This is a genomic window from Acinetobacter sp. 8I-beige (assembly GCF_902505955.1).
Lineage (GTDB): Bacteria > Pseudomonadota > Gammaproteobacteria > Pseudomonadales > Moraxellaceae > Acinetobacter > Acinetobacter johnsonii.
On record NZ_LR732790.1, the window covers coordinates 52,622 to 73,956 of the forward strand.

At 39.8% G+C, this 21,335-nt stretch carries 20 protein-coding genes; 9 read left to right on the top strand and 11 right to left on the bottom strand.

The window, feature by feature from the left end:
- Positions 1–80: 80 nt before the first annotated feature.
- Genes GVX98_RS00255 through ubiG form a run of 3 tightly spaced genes read right to left on the bottom strand, consistent with a single transcriptional unit; the run spans position 81 to position 2,272 of the window.
- On the bottom strand, positions 81–827 hold the full coding sequence (locus GVX98_RS00255) for a YciK family oxidoreductase (RefSeq protein ID WP_004983827.1): 747 nt from the start codon (positions 825–827) through the stop codon (positions 81–83).
- A 36-nt stretch (positions 828–863) separates the two neighbouring features.
- Complete coding sequence (locus GVX98_RS00260; protein ID WP_004983829.1) at positions 864–1,559, bottom strand: HAD family hydrolase; 696 nt, start codon at positions 1,557–1,559, stop codon at positions 864–866.
- A complete protein-coding gene (gene ubiG, locus GVX98_RS00265) occupies positions 1,556–2,272 on the bottom strand; it encodes a bifunctional 2-polyprenyl-6-hydroxyphenol methylase/3-demethylubiquinol 3-O-methyltransferase UbiG (RefSeq protein WP_004983831.1) in 717 nt (238 codons plus the stop codon). Before ubiG ends, GVX98_RS00260 begins: the two co-directional genes overlap by 4 nt.
- Positions 2,273–2,452: 180 nt before the next feature.
- Between ubiG and GVX98_RS00270 the strand changes: the two genes are divergently transcribed.
- The gene (locus tag GVX98_RS00270) at positions 2,453–3,070 is read left to right on the top strand and encodes a thiol:disulfide interchange protein DsbA/DsbL (RefSeq protein WP_004983833.1); all 618 of its coding nucleotides are present in this window, start codon (positions 2,453–2,455) and stop codon (positions 3,068–3,070) included.
- A gap of 73 nt (positions 3,071–3,143) precedes the next feature.
- On the opposite strand, the gene GVX98_RS00275 is transcribed toward GVX98_RS00270, so the two are convergent.
- Both GVX98_RS00275 and GVX98_RS00280 read right to left on the bottom strand, forming a co-directional pair.
- On the bottom strand, positions 3,144–4,778 hold the full coding sequence (locus tag GVX98_RS00275) for a PglL family O-oligosaccharyltransferase (protein WP_159126939.1): 1,635 nt from the start codon (positions 4,776–4,778) through the stop codon (positions 3,144–3,146).
- A gap of 109 nt (positions 4,779–4,887) precedes the next feature.
- A complete protein-coding gene (locus GVX98_RS00280; protein ID WP_159126940.1) occupies positions 4,888–5,565 on the bottom strand; it encodes a TetR family transcriptional regulator in 678 nt (225 codons plus the stop codon).
- A gap of 161 nt (positions 5,566–5,726) precedes the next feature.
- Between GVX98_RS00280 and rph the strand changes: the two genes are divergently transcribed.
- Positions 5,727–6,443, top strand: a complete 717-nt coding sequence (gene rph / locus GVX98_RS00285) for a ribonuclease PH (protein WP_159126941.1) — start codon at positions 5,727–5,729, stop codon at positions 6,441–6,443.
- A gap of 73 nt (positions 6,444–6,516) precedes the next feature.
- Here rph and nadC read toward each other — a convergent pair whose 3' ends face one another.
- Positions 6,517–7,362 (bottom strand): carboxylating nicotinate-nucleotide diphosphorylase, encoded by an 846-nt coding sequence (gene nadC, locus GVX98_RS00290; RefSeq protein ID WP_159126942.1) that lies wholly within the window; start codon positions 7,360–7,362, stop codon positions 6,517–6,519.
- Positions 7,363–7,546: 184 nt separating this feature from the next.
- On the opposite strand from nadC, the gene ampD reads away from it, so the two are divergent.
- Together ampD and murJ are read left to right on the top strand one after the other, a co-directional pair.
- A complete protein-coding gene (ampD, locus tag GVX98_RS00295) occupies positions 7,547–8,119 on the top strand; it encodes a 1,6-anhydro-N-acetylmuramyl-L-alanine amidase AmpD (RefSeq protein ID WP_159127935.1) in 573 nt (190 codons plus the stop codon).
- A 77-nt stretch (positions 8,120–8,196) separates the two neighbouring features.
- On the top strand, positions 8,197–9,753 hold the full coding sequence (murJ, locus tag GVX98_RS00300) for a murein biosynthesis integral membrane protein MurJ (RefSeq protein WP_171503293.1): 1,557 nt from the start codon (positions 8,197–8,199) through the stop codon (positions 9,751–9,753).
- Between the two features lie 151 nt (positions 9,754–9,904).
- Here murJ and GVX98_RS00305 read toward each other — a convergent pair whose 3' ends face one another.
- The 5 genes from GVX98_RS00305 to GVX98_RS00325 form a co-directional block, all read right to left on the bottom strand.
- Positions 9,905–10,597 (bottom strand): FKBP-type peptidyl-prolyl cis-trans isomerase, encoded by a 693-nt coding sequence (locus tag GVX98_RS00305; RefSeq protein WP_063454436.1) that lies wholly within the window; start codon positions 10,595–10,597, stop codon positions 9,905–9,907.
- Between the two features lie 54 nt (positions 10,598–10,651).
- Complete coding sequence (locus GVX98_RS00310) at positions 10,652–11,356, bottom strand: FKBP-type peptidyl-prolyl cis-trans isomerase (RefSeq protein ID WP_159126944.1); 705 nt, start codon at positions 11,354–11,356, stop codon at positions 10,652–10,654.
- A 213-nt stretch (positions 11,357–11,569) separates the two neighbouring features.
- Entirely contained in the window at positions 11,570–13,753 is a 2,184-nt protein-coding gene (locus GVX98_RS00315; RefSeq protein WP_159126945.1) for a polysaccharide biosynthesis tyrosine autokinase, read from the bottom strand.
- Positions 13,754–13,768: 15 nt separating this feature from the next.
- Entirely contained in the window at positions 13,769–14,197 is a 429-nt protein-coding gene (locus GVX98_RS00320; RefSeq protein WP_159126946.1) for a low molecular weight protein-tyrosine-phosphatase, read from the bottom strand.
- Positions 14,197–15,297 (bottom strand): polysaccharide biosynthesis/export family protein, encoded by a 1,101-nt coding sequence (locus GVX98_RS00325; protein WP_159126947.1) that lies wholly within the window; start codon positions 15,295–15,297, stop codon positions 14,197–14,199. Before GVX98_RS00325 ends, GVX98_RS00320 begins: the two co-directional genes overlap by 1 nt.
- Before the next feature lie 312 nt (positions 15,298–15,609).
- Between GVX98_RS00325 and tviB the strand changes: the two genes are divergently transcribed.
- The 5 genes from tviB to GVX98_RS00350 all read left to right on the top strand — a co-directional run bounded on the left by tviB (position 15,610) and on the right by GVX98_RS00350 (position 21,289).
- Positions 15,610–16,887: a Vi polysaccharide biosynthesis UDP-N-acetylglucosamine C-6 dehydrogenase TviB gene (gene tviB / locus GVX98_RS00330; protein WP_159126948.1), complete on the top strand. Its 1,278-nt coding sequence runs from the start codon at positions 15,610–15,612 to the stop codon at positions 16,885–16,887.
- 18 nt (positions 16,888–16,905) lie between these two features.
- The gene (locus GVX98_RS00335; protein WP_159126949.1) at positions 16,906–17,928 is read left to right on the top strand and encodes an NAD-dependent epimerase/dehydratase family protein; all 1,023 of its coding nucleotides are present in this window, start codon (positions 16,906–16,908) and stop codon (positions 17,926–17,928) included.
- Positions 17,929–17,939: 11 nt separating this feature from the next.
- Positions 17,940–19,118, top strand: coding sequence for a hypothetical protein (locus GVX98_RS00340; protein WP_159126950.1), 1,179 nt, complete (start codon positions 17,940–17,942; stop codon positions 19,116–19,118).
- Entirely contained in the window at positions 19,096–20,130 is a 1,035-nt protein-coding gene (locus tag GVX98_RS00345) for a polysaccharide pyruvyl transferase family protein (RefSeq protein ID WP_159126951.1), read from the top strand. Before GVX98_RS00340 ends, GVX98_RS00345 begins: the two co-directional genes overlap by 23 nt.
- Positions 20,131–20,203: 73 nt before the next feature.
- Positions 20,204–21,289 (top strand): glycosyltransferase family 4 protein, encoded by a 1,086-nt coding sequence (locus tag GVX98_RS00350; protein ID WP_159126952.1) that lies wholly within the window; start codon positions 20,204–20,206, stop codon positions 21,287–21,289.
- Positions 21,290–21,335: the final 46 nt, after the last annotated feature.

The following is a 21,335-nucleotide window of genomic DNA, read 5'->3' on the forward strand; positions in this document are numbered from 1 at the left end:
TGAGATCATGTTTCAGATGACTAAGCTTCAGTTTAACGCGTAAAAAAAGGAAGCCGAAGCTTCCTCTTGAGTAACACATTTTAGTCTTGTGCATCAATACTTTGACCATTCATATGTAAACTATCATCGCCCATCAAGTACAGATAGGCAGGCATGATATGTTCAGGCGTTGGCAATGTTTTTGGATCTTCATCGGGATAGGCTTTTGCACGCATTGCAGTGCGGGTCGCCCCGGGATTGATACAGTTAAAGCGGATATTCGGTGAGGTATTTTCTTTAGCAAACAGTTGGCTGACCGCTTCAATCGCGATCTTAGACACCGAATATGCGCCCCAACGTTCACGCGTTTCACGCCCGACACCTGAGCTGGCAAAAACCACGGAGGCATGCTCAGATTTTTTCAGGAGTGGCATTAACTCTTGAGTCATAACGAATGGCGCACGCAAGTTGACGGCCATGACATCATCCCAGACATCGACAGGATAATTTTCCAGTTCTGTGCGCTCACCCAAGATGCCCGCATTATGCAAAATGCCATCTAGGCGCCCAAATTGGCGCTCTAAGGTGTCGACCAGTAATTCATAATCACGAGGAGAGGCGCTCGACAGCTGCAAGGGTAAAATTGCAGGTTGCGGCGCACCTAAGCCTTCAATTTCATCATAAATGACTTCGAGCTTATTTAAGGTACGTCCATGCAGCACTACAGTTGCGCCGTGTAGGGCATAACTTAATGCGGCAGCACGACCAATACCATCGCCCGCACCTGTAATTAAGATGATGCGATCTTTGAGCAGATCGGGGCGAGGTTGATATTCTGAATATTTCATCATTACCTCCTCGTTATTTTGATTTTTTAATTGTGATCAAGTTAGTGAATTGGACGGTGTAGTTTGACTCACGAGAGACTGAATAACATCGTCCAATTCAGCCACAGTCTTCACTATACAATCTGCTTGCCATGCTGTTAAGTCATCTTTGTGCGCGAATGGTAAATAACCATAAGCCGCCAAAATGGTATACATCTGTGCGTTACGACCCGCATCGATATCACGGGGATGATCGCCGACATAGATACAGTCTTCAGGCGCAATCGCGATGTGCTTGGCAGCCAAATACATCGGTTCAGGATCAGGCTTGGTTTGTGAGACATCCTCTGGGCAGACCAAAACTGCACAGCGCGCTGTCAAATCCAGCGCGTCTAATAATGCTTCACTGAGCCAACGCGGTTTATTGGTGACGATGCCCCATGGAATCTCTTGGCTTTCAAGTTTTTCAATAAGCGGATACATGCCCGAAAACAGGTCAGTATCTACTGCAATATCGGCACCGTAGGTATCTAAAAAACGCTGACGATGTGCCAAAAAAATCGGGTCTTCGACTTCCAGTTCTGGATAAACCAATTTCACCATCGCCCGTGCACCTTCAGAGACTTGGCTACGGATCAGGTCTGCATCGACCACAGCGATGCCTTTTTCACGGCACATGTCTTGAATAATGCGAATAAAGTCGGCGGCAGTGTCGATCAGGGTGCCGTCAAGGTCAAATAAGACGGCTTTCATGCAGCACCTTCTTTGACGGTATACACCATATAATTGACATCGACATTCGGCGCTAACCAATAGCGTTTGGTCAATGGATTGTAATGTAAACCCGTCATGTCTTTCAGTTTGAGCCCTGCGCCGCGAATATCATGTGCCAGTTCTGAGGGCTTAATGAATTTTTGATAATCGTGGGTGCCTTTGGCTAACATGCGCAGGACATATTCAGCGCCAATAATGGCAAACAGGTAGGCTTTGGGATTACGGTTAATGGTGGAGAAGAATACATGACCGCCTGGTTTCACCAGTTTATGGCAGGCTGCAATGATTGAGGCTGGATTGGGTACGTGTTCCAACATTTCCATGCAGGTCACAATATCGTATTGTCCTGCTTGTTCTTCTGCGAGCTGTTCAACTGGAATTTGGCGATATTCGATATGCTCAACACCTTCTTGTTCTGCATGTAAACGTGCCACATTCAGGGGGGCTTCGCCCATATCAATGCCGAGCACATCTGCACCACGACGTGCCATACTTTCAGCTAAAATTCCGCCACCACAGCCGACATCAAGAACTTTTTTCCCATTGAGTCCACCTGCATGTTCATCAATCCAGTTTAAGCGTAGTGGGTTGATCATATGTAAAGGGCGGAACTCCGAGTGCTGATCCCACCATATGGCAGCAAATGCTTCAAATTTGGCAATTTCTTGTGGATCAACATTCAGTTGCGACATCGTCGGCACCTCAATTTAAGTCATGATATTTAAAACGTTCAATAGGGCTTAGTGTAGCGTTTATTCTAGAAAAAGCGATAAAAGCCTGAAAAAAGTTCACAGAATGAAAACGAATTTGGCATATTTGATTTATAGTATTTGCATAAACTTATCATAATGATTTTGAGGACAATAAGTTCAATGAAAAAACTCCTTTTGAGTGGCTTAGCAACCGCTGTTTTCGCAATTTCGGGCAGTGCAATGGCTGCAAATTTTGTGGCAGGTCAGGACTATATCGTCGTACCAACACCTGTACAGGTGGAAGTGCCAGGAAAAATTGAAGTCCGCGAATTCTTTTGGTATGGCTGTGGTCACTGTTTTAAACTTGAACCCCATATGCAGACTTGGTTGAAAAAACTACCGAAAGATGTGCGTTTTGTGCGTACGCCAGCAGCCATGAATCCAGTGTGGGAACAAGCGGCGCGAGCTTATTATGTGTCTGAGGCCTTGGGTGTACGTAAAAAGACCCACCTGACGTTATTCCATGCCATTCATGATCAAAATCAACCGATTCTAGAGCAAGCTGCTTTAGCCAAGTTCTATACTCAGTTTGGTATTCCAGAAGCGAAATTTAACAGTACTTATAAATCATTTGCCATTACTTCAAAAATTGCCCAAGCACAAGACTTAGCCAAGCGCTATCAACTCAGTGGTGTTCCTGCGGTGACAGTGAATGGTAAATATATTGTGCAAGGTGAAGATGCTAAAGTGACTCAAGTCGTGGACTACTTGATTGAAAAAGAACGGGCTGCAAAATAAACTGAATCTGTTTTAAATCCTTATTAAGTTAAAAAAGCCTGCTGATGCAGGCTTTTTTATTGGTTAACAACGTTTATTGCGCAGCTGATGCTGGCTGCAATAAATCCTCATAACGCAGCTCAATTTTTCTTAAGGTTTTTAAGCGCCAAAGTTGATGACGGGCTTCGGCTTCATAGCCGTTAAAGGCCAAGAGTTTGGCAAATTTGGTCAAATCATAGGGAATCGGGTAGTTCAGCACCATTTCCTCATAGTCACGAATTTGCTCAGGGCTGACTTTGCTGTATGGATTTAACTGAATCCATTCAATGCGGCGGTTAAACTCCGACAGCAATAAAATGTGATCTTGATTGGTGAACTTTTCAGGGGTGTGTTCATAACGAGAAGCTTGATTTAGCTTCGGTACCATCAACTCATAGTCACGAATAATCAGTGCGAGCAAGACCACACAGACAGTAAATGTGATCGGCATGGTAAAGCTTGGTAAAGTCCACGTTTTTACTTTTTGCTGAGATTGAATAATGCCTAGAATCAATCCGAGTGGTAGCAAGAAATAAGCGTAGAACAACGGAAATTCGAGCATTCCGTGAATCAGTAAAGCGCCGACCATCAGGAGGCCAATCACAGATTCGAGTGATGTCGCATGCTTTTGCAGTTGATAGCCCCAATAGCTGAGATAGGCAAAAAATGGAATCGTAATCACTAACCCATTCCACACAATAAAGTCGAGAATGAAGTTGTGCGCACTTTTCACCCAAACGGGGCCTTGGAATTGATCACTGATTAATGTGTAAGCTACACTGGTTTGATGCCAACCATAGCCAAACCAAGGTCGCTCAACAATGGCATGGAGCATTTGTTGCCAAATGGCAAGACGTGACATATCACCTGTTGCACGAGCGATAACCTCTTTCGTTTGAGTGACATCGACATTGGATAGTTGAATCAAAAGTTGGTTCAACTGGGGAAGTAGGATAATAAAAGAAATAAACAATACAAACCATGCTAGGGCACTATACCACTTCAGTTGAATGGCACCTTTGTGCTGCTGATAGAGCAAATACAGCAGCACACAGATACTGGCGACCCATGATGTGCGTGACTGACTCAGGGCTACCGCAAATAGTATCAATGCAGCACTTACGCACAGCAGAATTGAGTTAAATTTTTTCTTTTCAAATAGGTAGAGTGTGCCGAGTAAGGCCAGAATTAAGAAGCTCGCCATATTGTTCGGCTGCGCAAAGTTGGCATAAGGCCTTATTCCTTTGAAAGCGGTCATGCCAGGAATGTACTGTTCAATATTGAGCCATTGGCAGACGGCAATAATTGCTGTGACGATGCCTACCGCCCAGAAGACTGTACACAGTCCACTAAATAATTGCTCACGTTCTAAGGGTTTTTGGCTCAGGTTAAAACCTAAAACCATACTCAGCCAAAATGCAAAGATATATAAGCCACACATCAGTGCTTTGCTGAAAAAGAACAGCTCGCCAAAACCGTACTGAATGAAGGGCACGAGGCTCAACAGCAATAGCGGCAGGCTCACTTTCGGGAGCAAGAGTTTTTCTTTTAAAAATAAGGCAGAGAGTGCAAATAAAGATAAAAATGCAAACAATTCACCTGTATAGGTGACCCAAGGCCGATAATGAATGGGCAACAGCCATGCCAAGGCAATACAGACACTCGCCGCTAAAAAAAGAAAAAAACGCATAGGAGCTACAGATGAAAAAACTGGCTCTATGATAGTGAAAAAGCATCCAAGTTTGAGCAAAGCGCATTAAAAATTTTGTAATACAGCAAAAATTACGTCTGTGAGCGGCTTAATGCAAGGTCGGGTTGGCGTGTTTGGTTTGGGCAAATGGCCGTTGCCAATTGGAGATTCCACGGAACATGAGTTGAATCTGCAGGATGGTTTGCAGTTTAAATTCAGCCTGCTGCTGTTGGAGTTTATCGGGAGCCACATCTCGACTCAAACCAATCCAGCGCATGGCCCAGTTAAAAGAGGCATCCATTAAAATATTGGCCAATACTTTGAGGTCTTTGCTGTCATGAATATGTTGCATACTTTCAATACGGGTTAATTCATGGGTGAAGTCATCGATTAAAAAGGCAATTTCTCGCTCAACGGCTGCACGGATCAAGGCAGAACCACCCCAACGTTCTCCAATCAAAAAAATCCACTGTTCAGGATGTTGCTCTACAGCATTAAAAAATAGATCTAAACTGTGCTCAATCGTGGCATGTGGACCATAAACATAGCTTTGTCCCAATTGCGTTAACATACTTTTGATGTGGAGCGCCGCTTGATCGACCAGTTCAAGTCCTAACTCATCCAAGTCATTAAAGTGGCGATAAAACGCGGTCGGTACTAAACCCACTTGGCGAGTGACTTCACGGAGACTAATGCGACCAAAGGAACGTCCAGAGGTGCTGAGTTGTAATGCAGCATTTAGCAAAGCTTGGCGGCTTTGTTGTTTACGCTCTTCCCGAATCGACATAGATGATTGCCTCAGCCTCTTTTAAGCTTCAGTTTAACAAAGAATATGGATGGGTAGGGAAGCAGGCGATCAATTACAAATGCAATGCAGTCAGACAAATGCTTTGGGTCTGCTTCTGCTATACTATGCGCCAACCTATTTAGTCAGATGAAGGGCGTATTATGCGTATCGACCAACGAGCATTAGATCAATTACGTGATGTCACCATTACTCGTAACTACACACGTTATGCGGAAGGTTCGGTATTGGTTGAGTTTGGTCATACCAAAGTTCTTTGTACGGCAAGTATTGATAACTCAGTACCACGCTTTTTAAAAGGCAAGGGTCAGGGCTGGGTAACCGCTGAATATGGCATGTTGCCGCGTTCGACGCATACCCGTAGTGATCGTGAGGCTGCGCGTGGTAAGCAAAGTGGTCGTACTCAAGAAATCCAACGTTTGATTGGCCGTAGTCTACGTGCCATGGTGGATTTAAAAAAATTAGGTGAAAATACCATTACCATCGACTGTGATGTGATTCAGGCGGATGGCGGTACACGTACTGCAGCAATCACAGGTGCTGCCGTGGCTCTCATTGATGCGATGAATACGTTGCTTGAGAAAAAGAAAATTAAGCAAGATCCATTAAAAGGCTTAGTGGCTGCCATTTCAGTCGGTATTTTCCAAGACGAAGTGCTTTTAGACTTGTGCTATGAAGAAGACTCAAACTGCCAAACGGATTTAAACGTGGTGATGACCCAAGCTGGCGAATTTATTGAAATTCAAGGCACGGCAGAAGATAAACCATTTACCCGTGTACAGTGCAATGCCATGTTAGAAATGGCGGAAAAGGGCATTCAAGAATTGGTGAATAAACAGCAGCAAGCACTGGGCTGGTAAATTTTAACGCAATAAAAAACGCACTTGAGAGTGCGTTTTTTATTGCGTGTCGTTTGAATGCAAACTATTGGAATTAAGCATTAAAACGCATAGAAAGGTCGACTGCTTTGACATCTTTGGTCAATACACCCATCGAAATATAATCCACGCCTGTGGTTGCGACTTCACGCAAGTTGGCAATGGTGATGTTGCCTGATGCTTCCAGTTTACAACGTCCTGCAACATGCTTGACCGCATCAATCATTTGTTGCTGACTAAAGTTGTCTAACATCACGATATCAGCTTTTGCTTCCAATGCTTGCTCTAATTCCGTCCAGGTTTCGACTTCGACCTCGACAGGTTTGCCCGGGGCAATTTGATGGGCTTTGGCAATGGCTTGGGCGATGCCACCTGCCGCCATGATGTGATTTTCTTTAATTAAAAAAGCATCGAATAAGCCTAAACGATGGTTTTGACCGCCACCCACCGCGACAGCATATTTCTGGGCAATACGCAGACCCGGTAGGGTTTTACGGGTATCGAGCAATTTGGTGTTTAAGCCATCCAGCTGTTTGACATATTCCGCCGTTTTGCTGGCCACAGCAGATAGTGTTTGTACAAAGTTGAGTGCAGGGCGTTCAACCGTAAGTAAACTGCGTGCTGAACCCGCCAGTTTGAAAATGGTTTCATTGGCAAGAACTAGATCGCCATCGTTTTTTAGCCACGTGATTTGTACACTTGGATCAAAAGCTGCAATTAATGCATTGACCCAAGGCTGACCTGCAAGAATCATATCTTCACGGCTAATAATGGTCGCAGTCGCTTGTTCATCTTCAGGTGTTAAAAGCGCCGTAATGTCACCATCACCGATGTCTTCTTGTAATGCCTGTTGAATATTCAGTTGAATAGATTGTTCAAGCAGTTGCTGCGATATGCTCATCCGATTGTCCGTATCTTTATAGAAGCCATGAAAATTGCGCAATATATTAGCATTTTTCCTGAAAAAGGCGTGAAAATTTCAAAATCAAACGCTGAGCAATTTGAGAAATGACGGGGAAAGATTTAGCATGAGAGACATTAAAAAAGATTGCCCAAAGGGCGCAATGGGTTTGAGGAATAAAAATATGCAGGTCATTCCGTCGTTTCAAGTGCAAGCAGGGCAACTGCTGGGAGCGAGACAAATTCCATCGCCTAATTTTAACGCACGTCCTGCTGATACTGAGATTCAACTGATTGTCATCCATAATATCAGCTTGCCTCCCTCACAGTTTGGTGGCGGTTATATTGAAAAATTTTTTCAAAATCAATTGGATTGGTCAGTACATCCATATTTTCAAACTATTCAAGGCATGCAAGTCTCAGCGCATTTACTGATTTTAAGAAGTGGCGAAGTCTTACAATTTGTCAATTTTAACGACCGTGCATGGCATGCAGGACGCTCAAGCTATCTGGCCAAGAATGAGTGCAATGATTATTCGATTGGCATTGAGCTAGAGGGCAGTGATGACTTGCCTTTTGAAGATGCCCAATATGAAACATTGGTACACGTGACGGCCTGTTTACAACAGGCCTATCCTCAAATTCAGCAGCATTTGGCAGGACATTCCGATATTGCGCCAGGACGTAAGACCGATCCAGGCACATTTTTTGATTGGTTAGACTATCGAAATCGTTTGCAGCAGTTAAAAAGTCAATGAATTGAGAGTCGACAACAACATTAAACAATCAAATATTCGCTGAAGTTTCATTACAATAGCGGCAAATGAAAAACTAGGTGGATACGATGGCGCTGTGGCGGTCAACCGTAATTGTAAGTGCAATGACCATGCTTTCTCGGGTCTTGGGTTTGGTACGAGACATTGTCTTACTAAATGTCTTTGGTGCGGGGAAAGATTTCGATACCTTTGTGGTGGCCTTTCGTATACCGAACTTCTTCCGTCGGCTATTTGCTGAGGGAGCATTCTCACAGGCGTTTATTCCAGTACTGACCGAATATAAAACTGGGCGTACCCATGCGGAAGTTCAAATTCTGATTAGCCGAGTCTTTGGTTGTTTGATGACCGTTATGACGGCTTTAACCTTCCTCGCTATGGTCGCCGCTCCAGCGGTGCTTTACATCTATGCACCAGGCTTCCATGCCGATCCAGAGAAGTTCGACCTCGCGGTTTCAATGTTCCGCCTTACCATTCCTTATTTATTGTTTATGTCGTTGACGGCATTTGCCAGCAGTATTTTAAACAGTTATGGTTCCTTTGCTTCGCCCGCCTTTTCACCGGTATTACTGAATGTTGCGATGATTGCGGGGGCATGGTGGCTGACGCCGTATATGGCAGAACCGATTATGGCACTGGGTTGGGCGGTGATTGCTGCGGGTGTATTGCAACTGGCGATCCAAATTCCTGAACTTTGGCATAAAAAGTTACTGATTCCGCCGAAAGTTGATTTTAAACATGAAGGGGTGGATCGCATCATGAAATTGATGCTGCCTGCGCTATTTGGTGTTTCTGTCACGCAAATCAACTTACTCCTGAACACCATTTGGGCTTCGTTTATGCAAGACGGTTCAGTGTCATGGTTGTACAGTGCGGAACGTATGACTGAGTTACCTTTGGGCTTGATTGGGGTAGCGATTGGCACGGTGATCTTACCCGCATTGTCGACCCGTCATGCAGAGCAAGATATGTCGAAGTTTCGTGGCATGATGGATTGGGCTGCGAAGGTGATTGTTTTGGTGGGGGTGCCAGCGAGTATCGCGCTGTTTATGTTATCGACCCCCATTATTCAGGCCCTGTTTCAACGCGGTCAATTCACTATTGAAGATACGCAAATGACGGCTTTGGCGCTGCAATGTATGAGTGCTGGGGTGATTTCATTTATGTTGATTAAAGTCTTTGCACCTGGATTTTATGCGCAGCAAGACACCAAAACGCCAGTCCGTGTCGGTTTAATGGCCGTTGCCGCAAATGCGATTTTAAACGTGGTATTTATTGGCTTCTTTAAATTGATTGACTGGCAGGCAGAGCATATGGCTTTGGCTTTAGCTTCTTCGGGCTCTGCTCTGGTGAATGCGGGGATGTTGTATTTCTATCTACATAAGCGCGATATTTTCCGTTTTGGTGCACACTGGAAAAAACTATTTATCCAGTTTGGTATTTCTAACGCCGTGATGATTGTAGCTTTGTGGTATGCATTGACTTGGTATAATGGTGACGTGTCACAGTGGATTCGCGTTGCCGAAGTGATCGGGCTGTGCGTGGTCGGAGTTGTGGCTTATGCGGTTGGTTTGCTCTTTACTGGGTTTAGACCACGTCATCTCAAACATGAAGCATAAAACAAAGCAGTACTTTATTTTATACTGCAAGCGAAGCGCGTAGCTTAAAAAAGTATGGCTTGATTGAAGAATATATTGAAATTAATAAAAAGCCTGATCACGAAGATCAGGCTTTTTATTTTGTATATAGCATTACCTTTGCATTGCTACCTTATTTGGGCAACACTTCAATCAGTTCCACATCAAAAATCAAGGTGCTATTCGGTTCAATCACATCGCCTGAACCAATTTGGCCATAGCCCAGTTTAGCGGGAATAAAGAAGCGATATTTTGCGCCTTCTTTCATTAGCTGTAAGCCTTCAGTCCAACCTTGAATCACTTGGCTGACTTGAAACTCCGCAGGCTGCTGACGTGCAATCGAGCTATCAAAAACAGTTTGATCAATCAGACGCCCTTCATAGTGAACTTTGACTTTGCTGTTGGCCTTAGGTGACTTGCCTTGGCCTTGTTGCAAAACCATATATTGCAGACCTGAAGCCGTGGTTTTCACCTCGGGTTTTTTCGCATTTTCAGCTAAAAAGGCTGCACCAATTTTGGCATTTTTATCTGCCAGTTGTTTAACTTCTAATAACTGTTTTGCCTCGGCTTGGCGTTTATATTGGGTGAGTACACGCGCCATTTCTTCATCGCTTAATGACGCAGCTTGGCCTTTAGATGCTTCACGTAACCCTTGCACAAAAGCATCGAGATCTAAATCTTGAATAGACTCGGCATTACTACGACCCATGAGATAGCCAAAGCTATAACCGACTTGTTGGTTGATGCTGCTTTTATTATTAATCGGTGCAGCAAAAACAGGTGTAGAAAGTAACAAGCCACAGAGTAATGTTGTTTGAATTTTCATATCGTATTCTCAATAAAAAGAGGAGAGCAAAAGCTCTCCTTTGATTGACTTGTCTTATTTTACTTTGATCAGTTCAACATCAAAAATAAGCGTGCTATTGGCTGGGATCATGCCGGGTACACCTTGTGGACCGTAGCCTAAGTTAGAAGGGATGTATAGCGTCGCTTTCCCACCTTCTTTCATGAGTTGTAGACCTTCAGTCCAACCTGGAATTACTTGATTTAATGGGAACTCAATTGGCTCGCCACGTTCAAGTGAACTATCAAAGACTTTACCATCGACCAGTTGGCCTTTGTAATGCACGGTCACGACAGAGCTGGCAGAGGGTTGCTTGCCTGTGCCTTCTTGCGTAATTTTGTACTGTAAGCCTGATGCTGTGGTTTTCACCCCAGGTTTTTTCGCATTTTCAGTTAAGAAGCTGTCACTGGTTGTTTGTGCTTGCTTCGCATCATTGGCCTGTTTTTGCTGTATTTCTTGTTGGAACTGCTCATAGGCCTGTTTTAATTCTTCTTCGCTATAGGCGGGTTGGCTACGGGCATGACCTGCACGGACACCGGTTATAAAACTGTTAATATCGAGTTCTGGTGGAGTTTGATGAGCAACCTCATAACCCAGTGCATAGCTAATTTTTTCTACGGCAGATGCATTTTTTGAAACTTGGGCTTCGGCTGAAGCTGGGTGTTGAGATGCATAATAAACGGGAACAAGTGCAGCACCGCCTAGAATAACAGCTACAGCAATGGGTAAGGCTTTACTCATGTGAAATTTTTCCTAATTCTATTACATTCAAAAAGTTTTTTAGCATCTTAGCAGACTTCATGAATGACGTGTTTTGTACCACCAGTACATTTTCAAATTAATATATGCCGAAGTCCTTAAAAAAACTATAACGATTTGAATATATAAACGTTTGTCATACAAAATAAAAAGCCAGAAATCAAGTTCTGGCTTTTGATCGGTTAGAGGATGTATTTAGTCTGATTCTTTATTGGCTTTATAGGCATAAGCATAGTTATAGCCATAACCAGAGCCTGCTGAACGTTGAATATCGTTCAGGATAAAGCCATTCACTTTCACGCCAGCTTGTTCGAAGCGATTCAGGGTTAATTCCAACTCTTTCATCTGCGTTTTCGCATAACGTGCAATCACTAAGTTAACCCCTGTGTATTGAGAAATAATGATGCCATCCGTCACGGCTAAGACTGGTGGAGTATCGATAATCACATGATCAAATTTCTCTGACATTTGCTCTAATAGATTTTTAAACTGGTTAGAGCTTAGTAGTTCAGAAGGATTCGCAGGACTTTTCCCGCGAGAAATTACACTTAAGCCAGGTACTTCTGTATGACGAATGACTGTTTCTAAACTTTGTTGACCATTGAGTAACTCTGTTAAGCCAGGTAGTGTGTCGAGATTAAAATACTTGTGTAAATAACCGCGACGTAAGTCTGCGTCTATGATTAATACGCGTTTGTCACTTTGTGCCAAAATTGTGGCTAAATTCGTTGAAATAAAAGACTTTCCAACTTCAGGTGCTGGACCTGAAATCGTAATCAGATTATTCCGGGCAGAGCTTAGAGCGAAATGGATGGCTGTACGCATGCTTCTTAAGCTTTCAATCGCAATATCATCACTATTTTTAACAGCCAAAATAGGAATATTCTTTTTCTTCTTTAAAATATTAATACGGCTTTCTTGCACAGGTGAACGTGGAACCGTTGCATACACGGGCAGATCCAATTCATTTTCAATTTGAGCTGAGTCTTTGATTCCTGAACGCATCATATTACGTAATAATGCCAAGAGTGTCCCTAGGAAACCACCCAAGAAAATAGATAGAATTAAAATCTGTAGTTTTTTTGGTGCAATTGGTTCAATTGGTTCAACAGCTGTATCGACAATACGAACATTTCCAATCTCGCCCGCTTTAGCAATACGTAGTTGCTGATATGAGTTTAATAACGCTGTATAAAGTTGTTGTTTAACTTCAACTTCACGGTAAAGCTGTAAATAACGACGTTGTAAATCTGGCAGCTCTTTTAATGTCGCATTTAACTCCCCAATCTTTTTATCGATTGCTCCTAGTTGTGCATTCATTTGCTGCATGACTGGATGTTCAGAAGTATATTTGGCACCAGCTTCAGCCACTTGTTGTTCAAGTTGTGCTTTTTGTGTCTCTAAGGTTACGCTTTGGGTTAAAAATAACTCAGATTCTTTGGTGACATCTACGGTGTTGTATTGTTGGCGAAATTTATTGAATTCACGCTCTGCTACATCAAGTTGTTGTTTCAGCTCTGGTAGTTGTTCGTCTAAGAATTTAAGTGTTTGCGCTGTTTCAGCTGAACGACGTTCAATGTTTTGTTGGCTATAAGAAACCAGAATAGCATTGAGTACTTGGGTAATATGAGTTTTGTCTGTACCTTGATAATTGAGCCCAAGAATACCTGTTAACTTTCCTTTTTCTGCGACTGAATAATTTGCCAAGATACTATTGACTGCAGCAGGTAGAGATTGTTTTTGAATGAGATAAACATCATTCAGCTGGTCTTGTGTATAAATAGAAATATTCCACAAGCCATCCGTTGTACGTAGCGTATTCGCTTGGTTCGTTTTGCCTGTTAAAATGACCTGTTCAGTTTGTGTATTCGTTAAACTAAACTGACCATCTTTAAAGCGAAGTTCAAGGTTTTTATCACGGAAGTTTGATGGAACATTAAACTGACGGACATTAAAAGCTTTTTCATCATCTTTAAACACCACCGATTTCGGCTGGTATTGCGTTTGATAATGGTGTGGAGACAATAGACGATCAGTAAATGAATTTTCCGTACCTGAAATTTTAAGATCTAAATTCAGATGTTGAATGACATTACCTAAAACTAAACGCGATTTTAAAATTTCGATTTCTGCTTGAGCAGGTTGTTTTTGCTCAACCATGCTAGAGAGATCACCTAATAGAGCTGCGGAGGCGCCTTTATTTTCTTCTACTTGTACCAAGGCGTCCACCGAATAGGTATCCGGAGTTGCTCTTAAGTATAGTAGGGCGCAAATTAAACTCAAAAGGATACACAACGCAATTAACTTCCATTGTGCGATCAATGAGAAAAATAATTCTTTTAAATCAATAGTATCTTCTGTATTTGTAGTTTGGCTCATAATCGTACATCAAAGTTAAATATGTTTAGTCCAATCTGCTACACACGTTTGTATAAGCAGGGAAGTTTCATCAAAAAAAGCTTGATCATGTTGATAGGGGTCAGGAATGTTTTTTCCTTGCCAATGACCTAAGCGAAACGTTTTCCCTTTAGCAAATGGCCATGTTTGCTCAATATGTTTCTGTTGATTTTGGCTCATGACTAAAATCAAATCAGCTTGCTTAATCAGTTCTGCATTGAGTTTCCTGGCAATATGCAGACTCATGTCAATTCCAATTCGCTCCATGCAAAGCTGTGCTTTTTCATCGGCAGAATATCCAATCATGCCAGAAATGCCTGCAGAATGAATGGTGAGTTGAGGGTAATTTTGTTTGAGTAGGTACTCTGCCATAGGGCTACGACAGATATTACCTACGCACACTACCAAAATATTTTTGAACTGCATTATTGCCCCACACGATCAATATTATAAATCACGTTTGAGAATGGAATGACTTGATTGATGACACGTTGCCAGCGCGTTAAACCTGAGGCATCGATATACACAATATCATTGCTTTGCATTTGAAATTTATTTGCCAGTCCAAAATCACCAATACTGGTTAAATCTAGGTGATAGACATCAGTGATCCCTGCATCACGATGACTACGAACCACATAAATTTTGCTTCGACTGCCTGAAAGTGGATTCAAACCGAGACTTTCCCCAATGACATCACTTAAGCTAATACCCTGATCTCGCATCGGGATCGGTTTGTTTTGTCCCGATTCACCCATTACATAAATTTTCTGATTTTCTTTTGAGTTTACATAAAGTGTATCGTTAGGCTGAATCAATAAATTGTGTAGTGAATAACCAGCCTTTTCAAGCGAAATGCTATTGAGATTATAAGTTTTACCTTGGCGGACAAGTGTAATAGAGGTGTTATCTCCTAACTGAGTATTGATACCGCCAGCTAAACCTAATGCAGTATAAACACTGGTAGGTTGGTCAGTTAAAGTAAACTGTCCACCTTTCATGACACTGCCTTGTACAGAGTAGCGCTGTCCTTGATACGATAGAACACGAGCAATGACGTCGGGCGTTTTTAAATAACGTGAAAGTTGGCTACGTAATTCTTGGTTCACTTGTGTTAAAGACTTTCCTGCGGCTTTGTAGCGACCAATAATAGGAAATTGGATATAACCACTTTGATCAATTTGATAGCCATTGGACTTGATAGCTTCTTCATTACTGATGGTATTTGTAGGTGGAGTAATTTCTGGATATGCCCAGAGATAAATCGAGAGAATATCTCCAGCACTGAGCTTGTAATTTTTTTGAGGAATGTTGAACAAATGAGCAAAATATTCTTGATTGTATTGTGCAACTTGGACAGCTGGTAATGATGTTTGGGTGAGCTTTACAACATTGACGTGTGTGCCTAAATCCGTTTGGTAAATCCCTTCCTCTGGTAAATCATAAGTTTGTAGCCCGGATGTAAGAGCACATCCAGTAGATGTCATAATAACGGACAGTAAAATTATAGATTTAAAATGTCGCACAAAAATTCCCATTTTAGATTTTTTAAAATCGTTTCAATTAAACAGCATTTTACCGAAGTTCGCTTTGGGGTATATAACAAATTGTAATCAATTTTATAGTAAAGGTTCTTCTCGGCCTATCAATGTTATACATTTTGTGAAATTTATCGTACTAAGATAGGCAAATACATTGCTAAATCGTACTGAAAAATGGAAAAATGAAAGACCATGCTTAGTGTTTGGTAAAAAATCATAACAGAAAATTCATGTTTTTCTGGTAGTATGGCCGCCGATAAGATTCATGTTCATAACAGAAATAAATAAGGCGTTAAAATGCTACAACTCTCTGATCTGAAAATAGCAGTGATTGGTTTAGGCTATGTTGGTTTGCCATTGGCAGTCGAATTTGGTAAAAAAGTGCCGGTTGTTGGGTTTGATATACACACAACACGGATTGAAGAATTAAAAAGTGGCCAAGACCATACTTTAGAAGTTTCTTCAGATGAGTTGAAAGACGTAACTTATTTAAGTTATTCATCTGATTTGGCTGATTTACATAGTTGCAATTTTTTTATTGTGACCGTACCAACACCTATCGATGAGTTTAAACAACCTGATTTAACACCCCTTATAAAGGCTTCAACCAGTATTGGAAAGGTGCTTAAAAAAGGTGACATTGTAGTATATGAATCAACGGTATATCCAGGTGCTACTGAGGAAACATGTATTCCAGTACTTGAACAAGTGTCTAATTTAAAATTTAACCAGGATTTTTTTGCAGGTTATAGCCCAGAAAGAATTAACCCGGGTGATAAATTACACCGAGTCACGAATATTTTAAAAATTACTTCAGGATCAACACCTGAAGTTGCTGACTTTATTGATCAAGTTTATAACTTAGTTATTGAAGCAGGTACGCATAAAGCAACCAGTATTAAAGTGGCTGAAGCGGCAAAAGTGATTGAAAATACCCAGCGTGATGTCAATATTGCCTTGATTAATGAATTGGCCGTGATCTTTAATAAAATGGGAATTGATACCGAAGCCGTATTGCAAGCTGCCGGTACCAAATGGAATTTCCTACCGTTCCGTCCAGGTTTGGTAGGTGGACACTGTATTGGTGTCGATCCGTACTATCTGACTCATAAGGCACAGTCTATTGGCTATCACCCTGAAATTATTCTTGCAGGTCGCCGTTTAAATGACGGTATGGGCGCTTATGTGGTTACCCAGCTAGTCAAGGCGATGATCAAGAAAAAAATTCAGGTCGAAGGTGCCAAGGTTTTGGTTTTAGGCTTAAGTTTTAAAGAAAACTGTCCGGATATTCGTAACACCAAAATTATTGATATTGTTAATGAGCTGACAGAATACAATATTGCTGCCGATGTGTATGACCCATGGGTAGATACAAGCGAAGCTCAATATGAATATGGAATTACTCCAGTCACAAATCTTGAACAGGGTCAGTATGACGCGGTGATTTTAGCTGTTGCCCATGATCAATTTAAAACTATGGGGGCCGATGCATTACATGCCTTGGGTAAATCAGCACATATTTTGTATGATCTGAAATATGTACTAGATCAATCTGAATCTGACCTTCGTCTGTAATTTATAGGGATTCTATACATGAGCCAATATCAAACTGTATGTGAGCAATTAGAACAAGCACCTAAAACCTGGTTAATTACCGGTGTGGCAGGCTTTATTGGCTCAAATTTACTGGAAACTCTTCTAAAGTTAAATCAAAATGTGGTGGGTCTGGACAATTTTGCTACAGGTCATCAGCATAATCTGGATGAAGTGCAAAGTCTGGTCAAGCCTGACCAGTGGGCAAACTTCAAGTTTTATGAAGGGGATATCCGTAATTTTGAAGATTGCCAGAAAGCATGTGCAGGAGTGGACTATGTTTTGCACCAGGCTGCTTTAGGTTCTGTGCCGCGCTCGATTGCCGACCCAATTACCACCAATGCAGCCAATATTACTGGCTTTTTAAATATGCTGACGGCTGCACGTGATACAGAAGTAAAAAGCTTTACCTATGCCGCCAGCAGTTCAACTTATGGTGACCATCCGGCACTGCCTAAAGTTGAAGAGAATATCGGCAAGCCACTTTCGCCATATGCTGTCACCAAATACGTAAATGAGCTTTATGCTGAAGTATTCGCACGGACTTATGGGTTTAAAACCATCGGTTTGCGTTACTTCAATGTGTTCGGCAAGCGCCAGGACCCGAATGGTGCCTATGCAGCGGTGATTCCAAAATGGACGGCGGCCATGATTGCCGGTGATGATGTGTTGATTAATGGTGATGGTGAAACCAGTCGTGATTTCTGTTTTATTGAAAATACTGTTCAGGCCAATATTCTGGCAGCCACCACACAAAATGATGAAGCTAAAAATCAGGTTTATAATGTAGCAGTCGGAGATCGTACAACACTCAATGATTTGTTTAATGCCATTAAAACTGCGTTAAATGAAAATGGTGTGACTTATACTAAAGAGCCTGTATATCGTGATTTCCGTGTAGGTGATGTGCGTCACTCTCAAGCAAATGTTGTGAAGATTAAAAAATTATTGGGTTATGATTCTAAGTTTTTAATTTTTCAAGGTATTGAAAAGGCGATGCCGTGGTATATACAATTTTGTTAATTTAATAATAGATGAAAATTTTAAATTTAGCTTGGAAGTATTTAAGATATATAGATCAAGCTGTTTATTCTTTAAGTACACTTCTGCTAAGTGTACTTGCACCCTTTTTCTTTTCGGTAGGTCAATCTGCTGAAGTTTTATACTTAATATCATACTTATTATTGTTTCTTGCTGGTACTACAGCTTTTTTCGTGACGCCTATTTTATCAATACATGATGAAAGTAATGTGTTGGTTTCTAAAATTTTTAGAATTTTTTCTGCATTAATATTATTTGTCTTTATTTTGACATTTATTGTAGGGAATATTTTGATTATAAAGAATATTTTCTTTTTTTATTTTGCATATTCTTTTTGTGTTTTGGAACTTTTAAGGCGTATTTTTATAAGGAAAAACTATAATAATTACAGCTTTATATTATCAGTCGGGGTTTTAGTTTTAATATTAATATCTTATTTTTTGTCCAATATTATTCATAATGATTTTTGGGAAATTTTATTTTATTTTATTTTATTTTTAACATCAATTGGAGTGTACTTTTATTTTAAAGAAATTGATTGTAACGTTGAAATAAGTAATATTTTTTTAAAAAATTTTCTTAGAAATGGTATTCATTCTTTAGGCTCTTTTATTGTAATGTGGTGTGCAACTCAAGGAGTATTTGTTGTTTTTTATGGGAGTATTGATAATGCAATATTTGTTGAGCAGAAATTAATATTTAGTGTTTTAGGTTTTTTTAATATAATAATGATTGTGCAGGAAAACAAATATCAACCTCTATACTCAAAATCGGTAGCAGAGGGTAATATGGAAATATTACAAAGTTATGATAAGCATGTAAATCATGAAAGTTATATTTTATTGACTTTTTGTTTTTTATTATTTTTTATTTTTTATTTTTTTAACTATAAATTCTATATCTCATTTTTTATTTTTGCGATTTATAGGTTTTTAATGGGGATTTCTAAGAGTAAAGTATACTTTTTAAGGGCAATAGGTAGATTTGAGTTTTTGTTAATATCAAATATAGTTGCTCTTAGTGTTATAGCAGTTGTGTATTTTGTGGGTGGATTGAACTATTTTAATTTCTATCAAATACCATTATATTTTTTAATACACTCTTTAGTTTTTTTAATTATTGTTACTTATTTTAGAAATAGAGGTTTTTATGCAAAACATTGGGATATTTAATACCGCAATAGGATCTAGCAACTTGGGAGATCATATTATTATGGATTCTGTATTGAGAGAAATGTCTCCTTTGATTAGTGTTAGGCAGCAAATACATTTTTCAAGCCATGATGCACATTTGTATAATGCATTAAAGCTTCAAAAAATTATAAAATATAATTTATTATGTGGTACAAACTGTTTAGGTTCAAAAATGTGGTATAGACCTGCTTGGGCCGTAAATATATTTACAGCGGGCTTTATAAAACCCACGGTTACGCTTGGAGTGGGGTGGGGAGCTTATCAAAAAGATCCAGATTTTTATTCAAGAAAATTACTTAAAAAGATTTTATTATCTGATGGTATGCTATCTGTTCGAGATGAATATACTAAACAGAAACTCGAGAAAGTAGGATTTAGTAATGTAGTTAATACTGCTTGTTTAACAATGTGGGGGCTTGATAGCGAGAAATGTAAATTAATTGTAGCGGACAAAAAAAATAAAGCCTCTAAAGTAATCTATACATTAACCGATTATGCGCCAGATTTCTCCCTAGATTTTTTAAGTATAAAAATTTTATTAGAAAGTTACGAAAAGGTTTTAATATGGATTCAAGGTGCGAGAGACTGGAATTATTTTAAAGAATTAGTGGGAAAAGAGTTCAATTATTTTTCACTGTTTAAAAACAGAATTGAAGTGATACCTCCAGTATTAAGCACATATGATAATATTTTAGTTCAGGGTGATATAGATTATGTTGGAACAAGATTGCATGGCGGGATTAGAGCTTTACAAAAAGGTATACGAACAATAATTATTGGTGTAGATAATCGTGCCTTGGAAAAAAAGAAAGACTTTAATCTTCCGGTAATAAATAGAAAAGAACTTGAGAGATTAAAGGAGATGATAGATAGTCCTTATAGTTTGGATATTAAATTACCAACACAAGATATTTTTAAGTTCAAACAATGGTTTTCTTCATATAATAGTTCTTTTGATGATGAATTTGAAATTAAATATTACAATTCATAAATCCTCTAAAATGATTGAATTTATATTCAATCATTTTAAGCATAATTGGATTTTTTAATATAATGGCACTTATATGAATATATTACATTTTATATCTTCTCCTGCATCAGGTGGCGCTGAAGTCTATGTTAAAGATTTAGCAGAATTTTTATCAAAGCAAGGACACAATGTGCATGTTGTATTCTTGAGTTCAGCTACTGATATAGGTAGGAATACAGCGTATGAAGAAAAGTTCTTAAATGATTTGAAGATTGCTGGAGTAAAAACTTATGTAGTAGGCAATAATGCAAGAAAAAAACCCTGGTTAGGTGCACTAAGTATAAAAAAATATGTTTTAGAACATAAAATTGATATTTATCATACGCATTTGGCATTTGGCATCATTTTTTCAGCTTTGCTTTCTACTCCTGTTATATATACTCATCACTCCATGGAACCGCGTTGGGGTAAATTTTTATATTATATTTTTAATAAATTAGTTGATGAATATGTTGGAATTTCAAAGAAATGCGCTACAGCTTTACAAAGTTATACAGGGCGTAATATCAATACGATTGCGAACGCTGTATCAGGAGAAAAATTTACTGGTTATAAGCGAGTAAGAATACCTAATAATATAATTAATATCGCAATGGTTGGTCGAATAACTTTGCAAAAAGACTATATGAATATGTTAGCTGCTCTTAATCTTTTAGATACAACATTAAAGGGCAAGTTGAAAGTGCGAGTTGCTGGAGAGGGAGATCCTACCTATAAGGCACAACTATTAGATTATATAGGAGCTAATAATTTAAATAGTGTGGTTGAATTTGTGGGTGTGAAAACTAATATTCCAGAATTTTTGAATGAAGCGGATATATTTCTTATGAGTTCTGCTTGGGAGGGGCTGCCTATAGCATTAACAGAGGCTGCCATATCTGGATTACCTTGTATTGTTACTGATGTAGGTGGATGTATTGAAATTATTGAGAATAGCAAAAATGGAATAGTTGTTTCTCCGAAAAATTCCCAGGCTTTAGCCGATGCTATCTACAAGTTAGTCTCTGAACCTAAACTTATAGAGGAATATTCTAAAAATGCTATTCAAAACTCAGTTCATTATTCAATTTCAAAAGCAGCACATCTTCATGTGAGTTTATATAGTAGCATGCTTACATGAAGCGAATATATGCATTAATAATAGTATCTAATTTATATCAATATTG